Raw genomic sequence first — 17,339 nt, 5'->3', positions numbered from 1 at the left:
GCGCACCGATGCAACTCCCGTCCGCGGCACAGTCGTTCGACCAGAGCTGCCGCCGGGCACCTGCCCGGCGGCGGGGGCGGTGTCCCGGTCCACGAGACACCTCCCGACCATCGGGGGCACGGTTTGTGGGGGACGTGATGGACTTCGGCACGCAGGGCCCCGAGGCCCCGGCCGACCTCGCCTGGCTGCGGGGTGTGGACGCCTACACGATGGGCGCCTACCCGCAGGCGGAGGAGGAGTTCCGCGCCGCGGTCCGGATGGACCCCGGCATGGCGGACGGCTGGCTCGGACTGCACGCGCTACGGGTGGACACGACGACCGCGCTGCTGCGCATGTTCCGGCACCGGGACCGCTTCGGCGAACAGCGCACCCGCCACCGGCGCACCCTCAACTCCTGGTACTGGCTCGGCTGGTGGGTCCAGCCGGTCCTGGAGAGCCCGCGCGATCTGCTCCTCGCGCACGCCTCGCACTGGCTCGACGGCCGCCATGTGCCCGAACTGGACCGGGCGCTGGCCGGTCTGCCGCCGGTCGACGCGGACCACCAGGTGCGGTTCCTGCACGCGTGCCGCGCCTATCTGGTCAAGGACTGGGAGCAACTCGTCCGGCACACCGATCCGCTGATCGACGACGCCCTGCTCGGCATAGAGGCCGGCCTCTTCGGGGGCATGGCCCGGGTCAGGCTGGAGATGTTCGGCCAGGCGGAACCGCTGCTGTCCTCCGCCCTGATGCGCTGCCGCAGCGAGCAGCCGCAGCGCAAGGAGCTGCGCTACTGGCTGGCCCGCGCCCACGAGGGCACCGGCCGGTCCGCCGCGGCACTCCCCCTGTACCGGGCGGTGCACCGGGTCGACCCGTCCTTCATGGACACCTCGGCACGGCTCGCGGCCATCTCCGAAGGGGACGGCTACGACGACGCGGCGGCCGACCTCGCGGCGATCAGCCTCGCCGGCGTGGGGCAGGACGTCCTGGAGGGCCCCGACGGGGTCGACCCCCTCTTCGGCTCCGAGGGACGGGACCTGAAACTCTCCCCGCCCGAACCGCCGTCGGGCGGCCGGCAGCCGGAGACCGACGTCTTCCGGGAGAAGGCGACGGCCCCGCCGCAGCCCCTGCCCACCGGGCCCACCGACCCCGCCCTGCTCGAACAGGCGCTCGCCGAGCTGGAGCGCATGGTGGGCCTGGAGCCGGTCAAACGGCACGTCAAGGCGCTCTCCGCGCAGTTGAACATGGCCCGCCTGCGCGCCGGGCAGGGCTTGCCCGTCCAGCCGCCCAAACGCCACTTCGTCTTCTCCGGCCCCTCCGGCACCGGCAAGACCACGGTGGCCCGCATCCTCGGGCGGGTCTTCTACGCGCTCGGGCTGCTCGGCGGCGACCATCTGGTGGAGGCGCAGCGGTCCGACCTGGTCGGCGAGTACCTCGGCCAGACCGCGGTGAAGGCCAACGAGCTGATCGACTCGGCCATCGGCGGCGTCCTCTTCGTGGACGAGGCCTACGCGCTGTCCAACTCCGGCTACGGCAAGGGCGACGCCTACGGTGACGAGGCGCTCCAGGTCCTGCTGAAGCGGGCCGAGGACAACCGCGACCACCTCGTCGTCATCCTGGCCGGCTACCCGGAGGGCATGGACCGGCTGCTGGCGGCCAACCCCGGCCTGTCCTCCCGCTTCACCAGCCGGGTCGACTTCCCCTCCTACCGCCCGCTCGAACTGACCTCGATCGGCGAGGTGCTGGCCGCCGAGAACGGCGACGTCTGGGACGAGGAGGCGCTGGACGAGCTGCGCTCGATCGCCGGGCACGTCGTCGACCAGGGCTGGATCGACGAGCTGGGCAACGGCCGCTTCCTGCGCACCCTCTACGAGAAGAGCTGCGCCTACCGCGATCTGCGGCTGACCGGCTACACCTCCACGCCGTCCCGCGACGACCTGTCGACGCTGCGGCTGCCGGACCTGATGCAGGCCTACGGGGAGGTCCTGTCCGGACGGGGCCCGCACGACCCGTCCGCCATGTGAGGGACCGCGCGGCCGTCCCGTCACGGGAGAGGCCCCGGCCGTGCGGGCGGGTACGACCACGACAGCCGTCGTGCCCGCCCGCGCGGAACCGGGGCCCGCGGGCACGGTCAGCTCGCCAGCGCCTCCTCGGGAGCTGCCGGGCCGGGGCTCGGCCCCGGGCCGGCCGCCGGTGCCGGACCCCGCTCCGGGCGGGCCTGCGCGACCCGCACCGGCCGGGCGTCCCGGTGCGCCGGGTCGCGCACCTCGCCGACGAGCAGTTCCAGGACGTCCTCCAGCGCCACGAGCCCGAGGACCCGGCCCGCGGAGTCGGCCACCTGGGCCAGGTGGGTGGCGGCACGGCGCATCACCGTGAGGGCGTCGTCGAGCGGGAGTTCGGCCCGGAGCGTGGTCATCGGCCGCCACATCCGCTGCGGGACGGCACGGTCGGAGTCCTCCAGGTCCAGGACGTCCTTCACGTGCAGGTAGCAGCCCATGAAGGCGCCCGTCTCCGCGACCACCGGGAACCGGGAGAAGCCGGTGCGCGCGGTCAGCGCGACCACCTGGCCCGGGGTCACCGAGGGGTCCACGGTGACGAGCGAGGCGCCGTCGAGCAGGACGTCGGTGACCGGGCGGGAACCCAGCTCCAGCGCGTCCTCCAGACGCTCCTGCTCCTCGGGGTCGAGCAGACCGGCCTGCCCCGAGTCCTCCACCAGGCGGTTGAGCTGCTCGCTCGTGAAGACCGCCTCGACCTCGTCCCGGGGCTCCACCCGGAACAGCCGCAGGATCAGCCGCGCACAGGCGCCGAGCGCCCGGGTGACCGGCCGGCACAGCCGGGCGAAGGCGACCAGCCCGGGGCCGAGCCACAGGGCCGTCTTCTCCGGGGCCGCCATCGCCAGGTTCTTCGGGACCATCTCGCCGATGACGAGGTGGAGGAAGACGACGAGCGCGAGGGCGATCACATAGCCGAGGGGGTGGATCACCCCCTCGGGCAGGTGGAGCGCCGCGAAGAGCGGTTCGAGCAGGTGGGCGACGGTCGGTTCGGCGACCGCGCCGAGCGTCAGCGAGCAGACCGTGATGCCGAACTGGGCGGCGGCCATCATCTGCGGCAGCCGCTCCAGGCCGTACAGCACCTGCCGGGAACGGGTGGTGTCCAGCGGTTCGATCTGGCTGCGGCGCACCGACACGAGGGCGAACTCGGCGCCGACGAAGAATCCGTTGGCGAGCACCAGCAGGCCGGCGAGGAGGAGTTGGAGAACGCTCATCGCAGGGCCTCCGGAGCCGGTGCGGTCCGCACCAGGCGGACGCGCTCCGCCCGGTAGTGGCCGACCTGCCGGACCGACAGGCGCCAGCCGGGGAGTTCGGCCTTGTCGCCGGGGGCGGGGATGCGGCCCAGCAGGTCGGCGACGAGACCCGCGACGGTCTCGTAGGGCCCCTCGGGGACGTCCAGGCCTATCCGGCGCAGGACGTCCACGCGGCAGCTGCCGTCGGCGTCCCAGGCGGGCCGGCCGTCCTCCGGCGGGGCGGCGGCCAGCTCGGGCGGTTCGCCGAGCACGTCGTCGTGTTCGTCACGGACCTCGCCGACGATCTCCTCGACGATGTCCTCCAGGGTGACCACCCCGGCCGTGCCGCCGTACTCGTCGACGACGACGGCGATCGGCTGCTCGTTGCGCAGCTGCCCCAGGAGGGGCTGCACGGGCAGGGTCTCCGGGACGAGCAGCGGCGGCTGGGCGATCCGCCCGACCGGGGTGCGCAGCCGGTCGTGCGAGGGCACCGCGAGGGCGTCCTTGAGGTGCACCATGCCGACGATCTCGTCGATCCGCTCCCGGTAGACGGGGAACCGGGACAGGCCGGTGGCGCGGGTGAGGTTGACCACGTCCTCGGCGGTCGCCGACGACTGGAGCGCGCTGACCTTCACGCGCGGCGTCATCACGTGCTGCGCGGTGAGACCGGCGAGGGACATGGTGCGGACGAAGAGGTCCGCGGTGTCCTGTTCCAGGGCGCCGGCCCGGGCGGAGTGGCGCGCCAGCGAGACGAGTTCGCCCGGGGTGCGGGCGGACGCCAGCTCGTCGGCGGGTTCGACGCCGAGGGTCCGGACCAGCCGGTTGGCGACCGTGTTCAGCGCGGCGATCACCGGGCGGAACAGGCGGGAGAAGACGTGCTGCGGGCCGGCCACGAAGCGGGCCACCTGGAGCGGCTTGGAGACCGCCCAGTTCTTGGGCACCAGCTCACCGACCACCATCTGCACGGCGGAGGCGAGCAGCATGCCCAGCACGACGGCGATGCCGGACACCGCCCCCTCGGGCAGGCCGGTCGCGGCGAACGGGCCCTGGAGCAGCCGGGCGAGCGCCGGTTCGGCGAGCATGCCGACGACCAGGGAGGTGATGGTGATGCCGAGCTGGGTCCCGGAGAGCTGGAACGAGAGCTCCTTGAGGGACTCGACGACCGTGGCGGCGCGCTTGTCGCCGTCGGCGGCGGCCTGCTCGGCGTCGGGGCGCTCCACGGTGACGAGGCCGAACTCGGCGGCCACGAAGAATCCGTTGGCGAGGATCAGCAGGAACGCCGCGCCAAGGAGCAACAGGGGGATGGTCATGCCGCCGCCTCGCTCTGTCGGGAGGGGGCGGCGCAGGTACTACAGGACGATCCGTCCATCGCTGGAGGGAGTCACTCCTCGGGTAGCAGGGAGCCTCGGAGGGCGGGGGCCGCATCGAAGGCGGAGGCGTCGTGGAACGCCTCCGCCACCAGATTAATCAAGACATGGGCCCTCGGGGCAGGGTGGAAGGGCGAGAGTCAGCCCTGATGTTCGTCACGGTGCCGGCCGGGCTCGCCGGCCGAGCGGGCCTCGGCGAGCGCCCGCAGGGTCCGCGCGTCCTCGATGGCGCGCCGCTTGGCGATGCCCGGCTGGATGCCGAGCGCCGGGAGGCTGGTGCCGTCGCTGAGGTCGAGGAAGACCCAGGGGTCGCCGGGACGCAGGTTGACCCGCAGGATCTCCGCCCAGTCCAGCCGGCGCCGGCCCGCGATGTTGACCACGGTGACCCCGGTCTCCTCGGCGACGACCTTGGGCCGTGCGAGCAGCATGAGCACGCCGAGCAGGAGGGCGGCGGTGAGGACGAAGCTGAGCCGCTCCCCCGGGCCGAGCTGCTCCAGGAGCATCGCGACCGTGGTGATGACCACGAAGATCGCGGTGCCCGCGGTGAGCAGCACCGCCCGGGTGCGGGCGGGGCGGAAGGTGACGGGGAGGGCGGGGAGGTCGGACATGTCCTGAGGTCCTGTCAGAGTCGGCAGGCGTGGATGGCCGTGGTGAGGATGGCCCGCGCCCCGATGGCGTACAGGTCGTCCATGATCCGCTGGGCCTCCTTGGAGGGGACCATGGCGCGGACGGCGACCCAGCCCTCGTTGTGCAGCGGCGAGATGGTCGGAGACTCCAGGCCCGGGGTGAGGGCGATGGCCTTCTCCAGGTGCTCGGCACGGCAGTCGTAGTCCATCATCACGTACGTGCGTGCTACCAGGACGCCCTGGAGGCGGCGCAGGAACTGCTGGACCTTGGGCTCGGCGTCCCCGGTGAGGTCGGCTCCGACCCGGCGGACGACGACGGCCTCGGACTTCATGATCGGGTCGCCGAACACCTCCAGTCCGGCGTTGCGCAGCGAGGTGCCGGTCTCGACGACGTCCGCGATGACCTCGGCGACCCCGAGTTCGATCGCGGTCTCGACGGCGCCGTCGAGGTGGACGACGGAGGCGTCGATGCCGTGCTCGGCGAGGTACTTGGCGACGATGCCCTCGTAGGAGGTGGCGACGGTCCGGCCGGCGAGGCCGGCGACGCCCTCGGCGGTGCCGGGCTTGGCGGCGAAGCGGAAGGTGGAGCGGGCGAAGCCCAGCGGCAGGATCTCCTCCGCGCCGGCTCCGGAGTCGATCAGCAGGTCGCGTCCGGTGATGCCGATGTCGAGGCGTCCGGAGGAGACGTAGATCGCGATGTCGCGGGGGCGGAGGTAGAAGAACTCGACCTCGTTGACCGGGTCGACGATCCGCAGTTCCTTGGACTCGCGGCGCTGCTGGTAGCCGGCCTCATGCAGCATGTCCGCCGCAGGTCCTGACAGGGAACCCTTGTTGGGGACGGCGATGCGCAGCATGAGGTCGGCTTCCTTTGCGTGAGGTGTTCGGGGCGGGGACGGGACGGTGGACGGGCGCGGCGGTACGGGGCTCGGCCCCTACAGATGCGCGTACACGTCGTCGAGGGAGATGCCGCGCGCGACCATCATCACCTGGACGTGGTAGAGCAACTGCGAGATCTCCTCGGCGGCGGCGTCCTTGCCCTCGTACTCGGCGGCCATCCAGACCTCGGCGGCCTCTTCGACGACCTTCTTGCCGATGGCGTGGACGCCCTTGCCGACCAGCTCGGCGGTGCGCGATGTGGCGGGGTCGCCGGTGGCGGCCTTCTGCTGGAGCTCGGTGAACAGCTCCTCGAACGTCTTCTTGGACATGGTGTCCTCAGCCTACGCGCTCCGTGCCGTGCCTCAGCGCCAGGGTTCGGATACCGAGCGCAGGGTGGCGGCCGTCGCGACGGCCGCGGTGACCGCCTCGTGCCCCTTGTCCTCGTTGGAGCCCTCCAGTCCGGCACGGTCCAGCGCCTGCTCCTCGGTGTCGCAGGTCAGGACGCCGAAGCCGATGGGCACGCCGGTCTCGACGGAGACCTGGACGAGGCCCTGGGTGACGCCCTGGCACACGTACTCGAAGTGGGGTGTTCCGCCGCGGATGACGACGCCGAGCGCGACGACCGCGTCGTAGCCGCGGCCGGCGAGGACCTTGGCGACGACCGGGAGCTCGAAGCTGCCGGGGACCCGCAGCAGGGTCGGCTCGTCGATCCCCAGCTCGTGCAGGGCGCGCAGGGCGCCGTCGACGAGTCCGTCCATCACCTTGTCGTGCCACTGCGCCGCGACGACCGCCACGCGCAGGTCGCCGCAGTTGCGTACCGACAGTTCGGGTGCACCCTTGCCGCTCACGTCTCTCCTCAGTCCCTCTGTGCTGCGTTGCCGATCGTGCTGAAGTGTTGCCGGTGGTGCCGTGCTGCCGGGTCGGACGCGGTCACTGGCTTCCGCAGGCGGACACGGTGGTCGCGTCCAGCCAGGGCAGGTCGTGTCCCATCCGGTCCCGCTTGGTGCGCAGGTAGCGCATATTGTGCTCGCCGGCCTGGACGGGCATGGGCTCGCGGCCGGTGACGTGCAGGCCGTGTCCGGCGAGCGCGTCGGTCTTGTCGGGGTTGTTGGTCATCAGGCGCAGGCTGCGGACGCCGAGGTCCTCCAGGATCTGCGCGCTCGCCCCGTAGTCGCGGGCGTCGGCGGGCAGGCCCAGTTCCAGGTTGGCGTCCAGGGTGTCCCGTCCGCGCTCCTGGAGCTCGTAGGCGCGGAGCTTGGAGAGCAGGCCGATGCCGCGCCCCTCGTGCCCGCGCAGGTAGACGACGATGCCGCGGCCCTCGGCCTGGATGCGTTCCATGGACGTCTGGAGCTGGGGCCCGCAGTCGCAGCGCTGCGAGTGGAAGACGTCTCCGGTCAGGCACTCGGAGTGCACGCGGACCAGGACGTCCTCTCCGTCGCCGAGGTCGCCGTGGACGAGGGCGACGTGTTCGACCCCGTCGGCGGTGGAGCGGTAGCCGTAGGCGGTGAACTCGCCGAAGGCGGTGGGCAGGTGGACCTCCGCCTCGCGGCGGACGGAGGGTGATGCGAGCACGCCCCCGTCGGCGGTCGCGGCCGGCGCGGCGGCGCGGCGGTAGGCGATCAGGTCCTCGATGGAGATGATCGTCAGGCCGTGCTTGCGGGCGAAGGGGATCAGCTCGGGCAGCCGCAGCATGCGGCCGTCCTCGCCGGCGATCTCGACGATGGCCCCCGCCGGGCGCAGCCCGGCGAGCCGGGCCAGGTCGACGGCCGCCTCGGTGTGGCCGGGGCGGGCCAGGACGCCGCCGGGCCGGGCGCGCAGCGGGAAGATGTGGCCGGGGCGGACGAAGTCGTCGGCGCCGGAGGTGCCGTCCGCGAGCAGCCGCAGGGTGGCGGCGCGGTCGGAGGCGGAGATACCGGTGCTCACGCCGTGTGCGGCACCGGCGTCCACCGACACCGTGAACGCCGTCTTCATCGACTCGGTGTTGTCGTCGACCATCTGCGGCAGGCGCAGCCGGTCGAGTTCCTCGCCTTCCATGGGGGCGCAGATCAGCCCGCGGCACTCGCTCATCATGAAGGCGACGATCTCGGGCGTGGCCTTCTCGGCGGCGATGACGAGGTCGCCCTCGTTCTCGCGGTCCTCGTCGTCGACGACCACGATCGGGCGGCCGGCCGCGATGTCGGCGACGGCCCGCTCGACGGGGTCGAGCGCGAAGTCCGAGGCGTCTTGATCGTGCCCGGTGCTGTACCAGACCGGCGTCGTTGTCATGCCGGGGCTCCTTCCAGGACGGGCTGCCCGGCCTCGCGGGAGCGCAGCCACCAGTCGCGCATGCCCCACAGGACGAGCGCGCCGTACAGGACGTAGACGAAACCGGAGAAGGCGTACCCGTTGGCGAAGTTGAGCGGGACGCCCACCACGTCGACGAGCAGCCAGGCGAACCAGAACTCGACCATGCCGCGGGCCTGCGCGTACATGGCGACGATGGTGCCGACGAAGATGTAGGCGTCGGGCCAGGGGTCCCAGGACAGGGCCGGGTAGGCGTGGAACAGGCCGCCCACCGCGAGGGTGCCCGCCGCGGCGGCGCCCGCCATGACGGCGCGCTCCCGCCAGGTGGCGAACCGCACGCCGACGCGGCCGTCCTCGCCCTCGCGGCGGCTCCACTGCCACCAGCCCCACAGGGCGACGGCGATGACCACGACCTGCTTGCCGGCGCTGCCGGCGAGGTGCCCGAAGAAGGCGGTGAAGAGGACGACTCCGGAGAGGAGCTGGACGGGCCAGCTCCACACCGAGCGGCGCCAGCCGAGGGCGAGGGCGATCAGGCCGATCACGTTGCCGATCATGTCCGACCACATGATGTGCTGGCCGAAGAGGACGAAGGCCTCGGAATTGAGCCAGTTCACCGGCCGGCCTCCGGGATGCCGGGCAGCCCTGCGGGCCGCTCGCCCCGTGCCCCGAGCAGGCGCTCGACGTACTTGGCGATGACGTCGACCTCCAGGTTGACGGGGTCGCCGGGCTGCTTGTGGCCGAGCGTGGTCAGGGCGAGGGTGGTGGGGATGAGGCTGACCGTGAAGAAGTCCGGGCCGGCGTCCACCACGGTGAGGCTGATGCCGTCGACCGTGACGGAGCCCTTCTCGACCACGTAGCGGGAGAGGTCGGCGGGCAGCGAGATCCTCACGATCTCCCAGTTCTCCGACGGCTTGCGCTCCAGGACGGTGCCGGTGCCGTCGACGTGCCCCTGCACGATGTGGCCGCCCAGGCGGTCGCCCACGGCCATCGGCCGTTCGAGGTTGACGCGGGAGCCGACGGCGAGGGCACCGAGGCTGGAGCGGTCGAGGGTCTCCGCCATGACGTCGGCGGTGAACTCGTCGCCCTCGTGGGCGACGACGGTGAGGCAGACGCCGTTGACGGCGATGGAGTCGCCGTGGCGTGCGCCCTGCGTGACGACGGGGCCGCGCAGACGGAAACGCGAGGCGTCGTCGAGCGACTCGACGGCGGTGACTTCACCCAGCTCTTCGACGATTCCGGTGAACACTTCCCGGGTCCTCCTGCCTCATGGGGCACGGACTCCGGGGCCTGTCGAGGACGACAGAACGAACGGACGAGAAACACGTCGGAGGCGACGCCGAAAGGGCGCCCGTCCCTGGGGACGAGCCACGACAAACGGCGGCGCGCACGCATGCTCGCCCGCCGCGCACTGCCTCCCATCCGGACTTTAACCGTCGGTCCAGGAATTTCACCTGGTCAACCGGCCGCTGGAAGCGACCGGGTCGCGGACTGTAACCGCCGGTTCGGAATTTCACCGACCCCGGAGTGCGCTGCTTCTGGTACGTAGCCAGTGTGCCACGCCGTGCCGCCGGCGATACGGGCGGCGAGCTGTGGGGTGGCTCACAGGAAGCGGGTGCGGCGACCCCGCGGCGATCCACCCGGCCATCGATCGCGGCAACACGCCCCGCGGCGGGGGAGGTTGGGCGCACACCGGGTTCGTCCGGTTGGTCCATACCTATTGACGCTATGGTCTAGTCCTCTTAGTGTCCTCGACCAAGACGGCGTGATCACCCATCGCCGGTCCCCCACGAACGACCCGGCGGCGGTGACGAAGGCCCTTGCCCCGCCGCCGGGTCTCTCCCACCGGCCCGCGGGCCGCCCGCACGGCCGGGGCGGCCACCGTCGGACCCGCCCCGCGACCCTCCTCCCCGGCCGCCTCCCCGGGCGGGCGCACGACCCTTCGGGTACCGGCCCCCGCCACCCAAGCGCCCCCATCCCCCACCGGCGCCACCGGCGCCGTCGCCTTCGAGGCCGCCGCCGACGCGGCGCGCGGCGCAGCGGCCGACACCGTCGCTCGCCGGGCACCGGTCCGCCTCGTTCCCCGACCGCGGCCGGCCCTCCTCCGCCGCGACCGGGTCCGGCGGACGGGGGGGGCGGCGACGGCGGCGCGCCGCGTCACCTCCCCGCGGGCCGCCGGGTCTGATGGTCGGGGAGGCTTCGCACGGGAGCGTCCCGCGTCGAAAGGGGCTGAACGGCATGACCACGATCCTGGTGACGGGCGGGACCGGAACCCTCGGGCGGCTCGTCTGCGAGCGGCTGCGGGAGGACGGGCACACGGTACGGGTGCTGAGCCGGCACACCCAGCCGTACGCCGTCGATCTCCGCAAGGGGGGCACCGTGCTGGACAGCGCCGTCCTCGGCGCCGACGCGATCGTGCACTGCGCGTCGAGCCCGCGGGGCGGCGACGAGCGCGCGGCGGAGCGGCTGATCACGGCGGCCCGCCGCGCCGGCGTCCCCCATCTGCTCTACATCTCGATCGTCGGCGTCGACGTCGTGCCGATGGGCTACTACCGGGCCAAGCTGGCGGTGGAGCGGCTGGTGCGGGAGTCGGGCCTCGGCTGGACGATCCTGCGGGCGACGCAGTTCCACGACCTGGTGGACCAGGTGCTCACCGGCCTCGCCAAGCCCCCGGTGCTCCTGCTCCCGGCCGGCGCCGACGACCAGCCGATCGCGGTCGCCGAGGTCGCGGCCCGGCTGGCGGAGCTGGCGGCCGGGGCCCCCGCGGGACGGGTCGCGGACATGGGCGGGCCCGAGGTGCGGAGCCTGCGGTCCCTGGCCGCCGCGCACCTGAGTGCCACCGGCAAGCGCCGCCCGGTCGTCGGAGTCCCCCTCTTCGGCGCCACCTACCGCGCCTTCCGGGACGGCGGCCACCTCACCCCCGGACAGGCCGTCGGCAGGGGAACGTTCGAGGACTTCCTGAAGGAGCGGTACCCGGCGCCCAGGTGACCCCGCACCGCCCCTACCGGCCCGCGGGCGGCCCGAAGAGGTCGTCCTGGGCTCCGTCCCGGGCGGTGATCAGCGCGCCCCGCAGCACCGCGCCGCCGCCCAGCGTGCCGGCGCGCACCTCGGTCGGCAGCGGCGACATCCGGGCGAGGCGCCGCTCCACCCGCTCGGCGAGCGCGCCGCCTCCGGCCCGGCCGACCTCGCCGCCGAGGACCACGCAGCCGGGGTCGAGGACGGCGGTGACGGAGGCGGCGCCGATGGCGAGGCGGTCGGCGAGCGCGTCGAGGAAGGCGGCGGCGCCCGGGGAGCCGGCGGCGCCGGCCACCGCCCGGCGGACCAGTGCGGCGGCGTGCGGTTCGTGTCCCTCCGGCCGGGCGGTGACGCCGAACCGGCCGGCCAGCTCCGCGACCGCCGCGCCTCCGGCGAGCGAGTGGAAGCCTCCCTCGCAGTCGGTCGCCGAGGGCAGGGCCGCGGTGCCCGGCACGGGCAGGAAGCCGATCTCGCCGGTGCCGCCGGAGGCACCTCGGCGCAGGGCGCCGTCGAGGACGACGGCCGCGCCGGTGCCGTGTCCCAGCCAGAGCAGGACGAAGGTGTCCCGGTCGCGGGCGACGCCGTCGCGCTGCTCGGCGAGCGCGGCGAGGTTGGTCTCGTTCTCGACCAGGACGCGGGCCCCGGGCAGCCTGTCCTGGAGTTCGGCGACCAGTCTGCGGTGCCAGGCGGGCAGCCCGGAGGAGTCGCGGAGTTCGCCGGTGCCGGGGTCGATGAGCCCCGGCGCGCCGATGCCGACGGTGTGCAGCCGGCCCCAGCCCCGTCCGGGTCCGGCCGGGGGCGCCGCGCCGAGGGAGCCCGCCTCCGTGGCGGCGCGTTCCACCAGGGCGACCGCCCGTTCCACCGCCGGGCCGGTCCCGCTGCCGCCGTCGATGGGCACCGACGCCTCGGTGAGGACGGCGCCGACCAGGTCGGAGACGACCACGGAGACGCCCTCGGTGCGGATGTCCAGGGCGGCCAGGTGGGCGCGGTCCGCGACGATCCCGTAGACCCGGGCGTTCGGGCCCCGCCGCTGCTCGCCCGACTCCCCGACGACCGTGACGAGACCGGAGTCCGTGAGGCGTTCCACGAGGTCGGCGACGGTCGGGCGGGACAGTCCGGTGAGCTGCTTCAGCCGGCTCGCCGTCAAGGGGCCCTCCTGCTGCAACAGGCGCAGGGCGAGCCGGTCGTTGATGGCCCGGGCGGTGCTCGGGGATGCGGGCATGCCGGGAATCCTCCCAGATCGGCGGGACCGCCTCGGGACGGGGCGGCGGACGGGCATCTATCTATCAGGCAGGGTTCCTGATAGTTTACGGCCGCAGATCGGGGAAGCGTCCGCCGGGGAGGGGTCCGAGCATGACCGAAGCACCGTACGAGCGGCGGACGGTGAGGCGCGCGCGGTACGCCGTGGCCGCGGTCTTCGCCGTGCACGGAGCGGTGACCGGGTCGTTCGCGACCCGCGTGCCCTGGATCCAGGACCACGCCTCGGTCGGCGCGGGCGCGCTGGGCTTCGCCCTGGCCTTCACGGCGTTCGGAGCCTCCTGCTCGATGCCGCTGGCGGGCCGCGTCACCCACCGCTTCGGCAGCCGCACGGCGCTGCGCGGACTGCTGGCCCTGTGGACCATGGCGCTGGTCCTCCCCTCCGTCGCGCCCGGCCTGTTCACCCTGTGCCTGGCGATGTTCGTGTACGGGGCGACGGCGGGGATGTCGGACGTGGCGATGAACGCCCTGGGGGTCGAGGTCGAACGGCGCCTCGACCGGTCGATCATGTCGGGCCTGCACGGGATGTGGAGCGCCGGCGCCCTGACCGGTTCGGCGGCGGGAACCCTGGCCGCGCACCTGGGCTCGGACGCACGGGTGCACCACGCGCTGGCCGCGGCGGTCCTCACGGTCCTCGGACTCGTCGCCTGCCGGTGGGTGCTCGACCTCCAGCCCACGGAGGGCGAGGAGCCTCCGCCGCGGTTCGCGCTGCCTCCGCGGTCGGCGCTGCTCATCGGCGCGGTCGGCTTCTGCGCGGTGTTCGCGGAGGGCGCGAGTCTGGACTGGTCGGCCGTCTACCTGCGGGACCGGATGAACAGTTCGGCGGGCCTGGCCGCCGCCACCACCACGGGCTTCATGCTGACCATGGCGGTGGCCCGGCTGGTCGGCGACACGGTGGTGAACCGTTTCGGCGCAGTGCGCACCGTCCGGGCGGGCGGCGTCCTCGCCACCCTGGGCGGGCTCCTGATCGTCGTCGCGGACCGCCCGGCCCCGGCGATGGCGGGCTTCGCGCTGCTCGGCCTCGGCATCGCGGTCGTGGTGCCGCTCTGCTTCGCGGCGGCCGGGCACAGCGGGCCCAACCCCAGCCAGGCCATCGCCGGTGTCGCGACCATCACCTACACCTCGGGGCTCATCGCCCCGAGCCTCATCGGTTCGGTGGCGCAGGCGACCAGCCTGGTCGTGTCGTTCACCCTGGTCACCGCGCTGGCGTGCGGTCTGACCGTGCTGGCGGGAGTGCTGCGCGCCGGGGACCGCGACCGGCCGAAGGTCAGTCCGCCGGGCGCAGCAGTTCCCGGCCCGCGGCCCTGAAGGTCTCGCTCCACGGCGCGGGACGCAGCGTCGCCGCGTCGAGGCGGACCAGCACACGCGTGCCGTGGGCGTAGGTGAGCGAGCCGTCGGCCGAGCAGAACCGGAAGCCGTACGTCAGCCCGGTGGTGCCGAGCCGCTCCAGCCACAGGTGGACGGCGTAGGCGCCGGGGCGGTCCACCGGGGCCTCGTAGGTGATCCGGAGTTCCTTGACCGCGTTGCAGGCGTCGCCCGCCGCCGCCCAGTCGCCGTCGAAGCCGACGCCGCGCTCGCTCCACAGCGCGGTCCAGGCGCGCTCGACCAGGACCGGGTAGCGGGCGTTGTGCAGCAGGCCCAGCGCGTCGAGGTCGTCGAAGTGCACGGTGACGGGCAGCAGCCGGCCCGGGAGGCGGACGGGGGCGGAGGGGGCTTCGGCGGTCACGGTCGGGGACTCCTGGACGTGCTGGGGAGGGGCGGGCGCGGCCCAGGGGGGCGTCCGGCGGCGGGGGACCCGGTCCGCCCGGAACCTCCCGGGCCGTTGACGTGCCCCTCATCCTAAGCAAACGCTCAGCAGGCAGGCAGGCGGGGCAGGGTGGGACGGGCCGGCGGGCCGGGACGCGGCAGGACGACGGAGGCTCGGCCCGCCGGACGGGGGGCGCGCACGCGCGGCACCCGACCGCGCGGGGCGGCGGCCCGACCTCGGTGGACGGAGGACCTCCGGTCGGCCCCGACAATGGTCCGGACGGATTCACGTACAGAGAAAGCGACATCGCACCATGGACCTCGGCGTCCGCTGGAAACTGCACGGCGACGGGCGGACCCCCGCCCCCGGGGCGGTCGTCCGCCCCGACGAACGCCTCTCCTGGCCGCGGACCGCGGGACTCGGCGCCCAGCACGTGGTGGCCATGTTCGGTGCGTCCTTCGTGGCGCCCGTCCTGATGGGCCTCGACCCCAACCTCGCGATCATGATGTCCGGCGTCGCGACGGTGGTCTTCCTGCTCGCCACCCGCGGCCGGGTGCCCAGCTACCTCGGCTGCTCGCTGTCCTTCGTGGGCGTCGCCGCCGTGATCCGCGCCCAGGGCGGCACCAGCGCCACGGTCACCGGGGCCGTGTTCGTGGTCGGTGTCGCGCTTGTGCTGGTGGGCATCGCCGTGCAGCGCTTCGGCGCCCGGATCATCCACGCCGCGATGCCGCCGATCGTGACCGGCGCGGTGGTCATGCTCATCGGCTTCAACCTGGCGCCGGTGACCGCCTCGACCTACTGGCCGCAGGACCAGTGGACCGCACTGCTCACCATGCTGGTCACCGGCGCCGCCGTCGTGTGCCTGCGCGGGTTCTGGTCGCGCATCGCGATCTTCCTCGGCCTGGTCTTCGGCTACGCGGTCTCCTGGGTCTTCGACCGGGTCTTCGGCCCGATCCACTCGGTGGACGCGAGCGGCAAGGTCACCGACCACTGGCGGCTCGACTTCTCCGGCGTCGGCAAGGCCGACTGGATCGGGCTCCCGGCCTTCCACGGGCCCGCGTTCCAGTGGTCCGCGATCCTGGTGGCGCTCCCGGTCGTCATCGCCCTCGTCGCCGAGAACGCCGGCCACGTCAAGGCCGTCGGCGAGATGACCGGCGACCCGCTCGACGACCGGCTGGGCACCGCGATCTCCGCCGACGGTGTCGCCTCGATGCTCTCCACCGCGGTCGGCGGTCCGCCCAACACCACCTACTCCGAGAACATCGGCGTGATGGCCGCCACCCGCGTCTACTCCACGGCGGCCTACTGGGCCGCTGCCGGGTTCGCCCTGCTGTTCGGCCTGTGCCCCAAGTTCGGAGCCGTGGTGGCGGCGATCCCCGGCGGCGTCCTCGGCGGCATCACCGTGATCCTCTACGGCATGATCGGCCTGCTCGGTGCGCAGATCTGGCTCAACGCCCGGGTGGACCTGCGCAATCCGCTGAACCTGGTGCCGGCCGCGGCGGGCATCATCATCGGGATCGGCGGGGTGAGCCTGAAGTTCACCGACACGTTCTCGCTGAACGGCATCGCCCTCGGCACCATCGTCGTCATCACCGGCTACCACGGGTTGCGGGCGCTCGCCCCGGCCCACCTGAAGACCCGGACCCCGCTGCTGGACTCGGGGACGTCCCGCTACGACGAGGCGGACGATCAGCGCGCCAGCTCGTAGGCGTACTCCGGCGAGAAGGTTCCCGGGGAGCCCTTGCAGCCGTCCGACTCGCCGGGCAGCTTCACCCACAGATAGGCGTCGATGCCCGCCACCCCGGTGGCCAGGGTGGGCGCCTGCCCGATCCTTCGGCCCGACGGGTCGCACCACTCGCCGTCGGCCGGGGCCCCGTTGCCGTTGCGGCTGGTGTCGATGACGGCGCCCAGGCCGGGTGGCCCGCCGAGCGCGGCCAGCACGCTGCGGGCGTAGCCGGTCTCCTCGCTCGTCCGGTTGAAGTTCGACACGTTGGTGAAGATGCCGTCGGAGGAGGCCGCCGAGGCCGCGCCGGCCCGGCGGAGCAGTCCGGCCTGCCGGTCGGCCGGGTTCCAGTCGGAGTGGCCGGCGTCGAAGTAGACGCGCGCCCGGGGATCGGCCGCCTTCAGGACCCGGCCGGCGCGGGCCAGGGAGGCGAACCGGCCGCTGCGCTGCTCCTCGTCGAGGCACTCGGACTGCGCGATCGAGTCGGGTTCCAGGACGACGACGACCTCGCCGGAGCCGAGACCCGCCGCGAAGGCGTCGATCCAGGCGTCGTACGCGGCGAGGTCGGGCGCCCCGCCCTCGGAGGCGCCGCCGCAGTCGCGCTGCGGTACGGCGTACGGCACGACGACGGGGACCCGGCCGGCCGCGGCGGCCGACGACGTGACGGCCCGGACCCGGGCGGTGACGGTGGACGGGGTGAAGTCGGCGAACCACACCGCAGCCGGCCGGTCCGCGATCCGGGACGCGATGACGTCCCGCCGCGCGTCACCGGGGTGGGCGTCGAGCCACTCGCGGACCTGGGAGTCGGGGTGGCTGTAGAGCCGCGCCGGTGCGGCGGCGGTCCGGGACGGCGTCGGGCGCGGCGACGCGGTCGCGGAGGGCGTCACCGCGGAGGCGGACGGCGAGGGCGCGGCGGTCCGGCGCGACGCGGTCGGCACGGCGGGCAGCGGACGCAGGGTCGGCGCCGCGGTGGGCGGCGGCTTCGCCGCGCCGGACGGCCGGCCCTCGCCCAGGGCGGACACCGCGCCCGTCACCGCCCCGATCGCCACCACGGCCGAGGCCGCCGCGACCATGAATCCCCGCGCGCCGGATCGACCGCGTCCCAGCCGGCGCGCGGACCGCCGCCGGTCACCCAAGCGTGGCACGTCCCGTCCCCCCACCGCGCCCCGTGCGCGTTCCCCCGTTCTGG

General features: G+C 73.8%; 16 protein-coding genes and 1 riboswitch. Of the genes, 4 read left to right on the top strand and 12 right to left on the bottom strand.

Going from position 1 to position 17,339, the window contains the following annotated elements; translation table 11 throughout:
• Positions 1 to 137 precede the first annotated feature (137 nt).
• On the top strand, positions 138 to 2,000 hold the full coding sequence (locus ACGFS9_RS06675; RefSeq protein ID WP_393251209.1) for an AAA family ATPase: 1,863 nt from the start codon (positions 138 to 140) through the stop codon (positions 1,998 to 2,000).
• A 107-nt stretch (positions 2,001 to 2,107) separates the two neighbouring features.
• Here the strand turns inward: ACGFS9_RS06675 and ACGFS9_RS06670 are convergent, their stop codons facing one another.
• From ACGFS9_RS06670 to ACGFS9_RS06630, 9 genes are all read right to left on the bottom strand, one after another.
• Positions 2,108 to 3,241, bottom strand: a complete 1,134-nt coding sequence (locus ACGFS9_RS06670; protein ID WP_393251208.1) for a hemolysin family protein — start codon at positions 3,239 to 3,241, stop codon at positions 2,108 to 2,110.
• On the bottom strand, positions 3,238 to 4,569 hold the full coding sequence (locus ACGFS9_RS06665; RefSeq protein WP_393251207.1) for a hemolysin family protein: 1,332 nt from the start codon (positions 4,567 to 4,569) through the stop codon (positions 3,238 to 3,240). Before ACGFS9_RS06665 ends, ACGFS9_RS06670 begins: the two co-directional genes overlap by 4 nt.
• A gap of 197 nt (positions 4,570 to 4,766) precedes the next feature.
• Positions 4,767 to 5,234, bottom strand: coding sequence for a PH domain-containing protein (locus tag ACGFS9_RS06660; RefSeq protein ID WP_393251206.1), 468 nt, complete (start codon positions 5,232 to 5,234; stop codon positions 4,767 to 4,769).
• 14 nt (positions 5,235 to 5,248) lie between these two features.
• Positions 5,249 to 6,106: an ATP phosphoribosyltransferase gene (gene hisG / locus ACGFS9_RS06655; protein ID WP_393251205.1), complete on the bottom strand. Its 858-nt coding sequence runs from the start codon at positions 6,104 to 6,106 to the stop codon at positions 5,249 to 5,251.
• Between the two features lie 78 nt (positions 6,107 to 6,184).
• Positions 6,185 to 6,457 carry a phosphoribosyl-ATP diphosphatase gene (locus ACGFS9_RS06650; RefSeq protein ID WP_081223298.1) on the bottom strand — a complete coding sequence of 91 codons (273 nt, stop codon included), beginning with the start codon at positions 6,455 to 6,457 and terminating at the stop codon, positions 6,185 to 6,187.
• 33 nt (positions 6,458 to 6,490) lie between these two features.
• Positions 6,491 to 6,976: a 6,7-dimethyl-8-ribityllumazine synthase gene (gene ribH, locus ACGFS9_RS06645; RefSeq protein ID WP_393251204.1), complete on the bottom strand. Its 486-nt coding sequence runs from the start codon at positions 6,974 to 6,976 to the stop codon at positions 6,491 to 6,493.
• 82 nt (positions 6,977 to 7,058) lie between these two features.
• A complete protein-coding gene (locus tag ACGFS9_RS06640; RefSeq protein WP_393251203.1) occupies positions 7,059 to 8,393 on the bottom strand; it encodes a bifunctional 3,4-dihydroxy-2-butanone-4-phosphate synthase/GTP cyclohydrolase II in 1,335 nt (444 codons plus the stop codon).
• Complete coding sequence (locus tag ACGFS9_RS06635) at positions 8,390 to 9,025, bottom strand: nicotinamide riboside transporter PnuC (protein WP_393251202.1); 636 nt, start codon at positions 9,023 to 9,025, stop codon at positions 8,390 to 8,392. Before ACGFS9_RS06635 ends, ACGFS9_RS06640 begins: the two co-directional genes overlap by 4 nt.
• Complete coding sequence (locus ACGFS9_RS06630; protein ID WP_393251201.1) at positions 9,022 to 9,657, bottom strand: riboflavin synthase; 636 nt, start codon at positions 9,655 to 9,657, stop codon at positions 9,022 to 9,024. Before ACGFS9_RS06630 ends, ACGFS9_RS06635 begins: the two co-directional genes overlap by 4 nt.
• Before the next feature lie 155 nt (positions 9,658 to 9,812).
• A riboswitch (FMN riboswitch) is annotated at positions 9,813 to 9,943 on the bottom strand.
• Between the two features lie 703 nt (positions 9,944 to 10,646).
• Here ACGFS9_RS06630 and ACGFS9_RS06625 point away from each other — a divergent pair.
• A complete protein-coding gene (locus ACGFS9_RS06625) occupies positions 10,647 to 11,396 on the top strand; it encodes an SDR family oxidoreductase (RefSeq protein WP_393251200.1) in 750 nt (249 codons plus the stop codon).
• Positions 11,397 to 11,409: 13 nt separating this feature from the next.
• On the opposite strand, the gene ACGFS9_RS06620 is transcribed toward ACGFS9_RS06625, so the two are convergent.
• Complete coding sequence (locus ACGFS9_RS06620; protein WP_393251199.1) at positions 11,410 to 12,645, bottom strand: ROK family transcriptional regulator; 1,236 nt, start codon at positions 12,643 to 12,645, stop codon at positions 11,410 to 11,412.
• Positions 12,646 to 12,776: 131 nt separating this feature from the next.
• Between ACGFS9_RS06620 and ACGFS9_RS06615 the strand changes: the two genes are divergently transcribed.
• Positions 12,777 to 13,988, top strand: coding sequence for an MFS transporter (locus tag ACGFS9_RS06615; RefSeq protein ID WP_393251198.1), 1,212 nt, complete (start codon positions 12,777 to 12,779; stop codon positions 13,986 to 13,988).
• On the opposite strand, the gene ACGFS9_RS06610 is transcribed toward ACGFS9_RS06615, so the two are convergent.
• Positions 13,948 to 14,406, bottom strand: coding sequence for an acyl-CoA thioesterase (locus ACGFS9_RS06610; protein ID WP_393251197.1), 459 nt, complete (start codon positions 14,404 to 14,406; stop codon positions 13,948 to 13,950). The genes ACGFS9_RS06615 and ACGFS9_RS06610 overlap by 41 nt on opposite strands.
• Before the next feature lie 334 nt (positions 14,407 to 14,740).
• On the opposite strand from ACGFS9_RS06610, the gene ACGFS9_RS06605 reads away from it, so the two are divergent.
• A complete protein-coding gene (locus ACGFS9_RS06605; RefSeq protein ID WP_393251196.1) occupies positions 14,741 to 16,135 on the top strand; it encodes a uracil-xanthine permease family protein in 1,395 nt (464 codons plus the stop codon).
• Here ACGFS9_RS06605 and ACGFS9_RS06600 read toward each other — a convergent pair.
• Positions 16,117 to 17,223: a glycoside hydrolase family 6 protein gene (locus ACGFS9_RS06600; RefSeq protein WP_393251195.1), complete on the bottom strand. Its 1,107-nt coding sequence runs from the start codon at positions 17,221 to 17,223 to the stop codon at positions 16,117 to 16,119. The two genes, ACGFS9_RS06605 and ACGFS9_RS06600, sit on opposite strands and share 19 nt — an antisense overlap.
• Positions 17,224 to 17,339: the final 116 nt, after the last annotated feature.

This window comes from Streptomyces sp. NPDC048566 (assembly GCF_043199735.1).
Lineage (GTDB): Bacteria > Actinomycetota > Actinomycetes > Streptomycetales > Streptomycetaceae > Streptomyces.
The sequence above is the reverse complement of the archived record's forward strand: the minus strand, read 5'-3'. Positions and strand labels throughout refer to the sequence as shown.

What these genes read in the sequence shown, in the direction of transcription:
- ACGFS9_RS06665 (WP_393251207.1), bottom strand. Translation starts at nt 4,569, where the DNA reads ATGACCATCCCCCTGTTGCTCCTTGGCGCGGCGTTCCTGCTGATCCTC.
- ACGFS9_RS06675 (WP_393251209.1), top strand. Translation starts at nt 138, where the DNA reads ATGGACTTCGGCACGCAGGGCCCCGAGGCCCCGGCCGACCTCGCCTGG.
- ACGFS9_RS06650 (WP_081223298.1), bottom strand. Translation starts at nt 6,457, where the DNA reads ATGTCCAAGAAGACGTTCGAGGAGCTGTTCACCGAGCTCCAGCAGAAG.
- ACGFS9_RS06625 (WP_393251200.1), top strand. Translation starts at nt 10,647, where the DNA reads ATGACCACGATCCTGGTGACGGGCGGGACCGGAACCCTCGGGCGGCTC.
- ACGFS9_RS06670 (WP_393251208.1), bottom strand. Translation starts at nt 3,241, where the DNA reads ATGAGCGTTCTCCAACTCCTCCTCGCCGGCCTGCTGGTGCTCGCCAAC.
- hisG (WP_393251205.1), bottom strand. Translation starts at nt 6,106, where the DNA reads ATGCTGCGCATCGCCGTCCCCAACAAGGGTTCCCTGTCAGGACCTGCG.
- ACGFS9_RS06620 (WP_393251199.1), bottom strand. Translation starts at nt 12,645, where the DNA reads ATGCCCGCATCCCCGAGCACCGCCCGGGCCATCAACGACCGGCTCGCC.
- ACGFS9_RS06605 (WP_393251196.1), top strand. Translation starts at nt 14,741, where the DNA reads ATGGACCTCGGCGTCCGCTGGAAACTGCACGGCGACGGGCGGACCCCC.
- ACGFS9_RS06615 (WP_393251198.1), top strand. Translation starts at nt 12,777, where the DNA reads ATGACCGAAGCACCGTACGAGCGGCGGACGGTGAGGCGCGCGCGGTAC.
- ACGFS9_RS06600 (WP_393251195.1), bottom strand. Translation starts at nt 17,223, where the DNA reads ATGGTCGCGGCGGCCTCGGCCGTGGTGGCGATCGGGGCGGTGACGGGC.
- ACGFS9_RS06660 (WP_393251206.1), bottom strand. Translation starts at nt 5,234, where the DNA reads ATGTCCGACCTCCCCGCCCTCCCCGTCACCTTCCGCCCCGCCCGCACC.
- ACGFS9_RS06640 (WP_393251203.1), bottom strand. Translation starts at nt 8,393, where the DNA reads ATGACAACGACGCCGGTCTGGTACAGCACCGGGCACGATCAAGACGCC.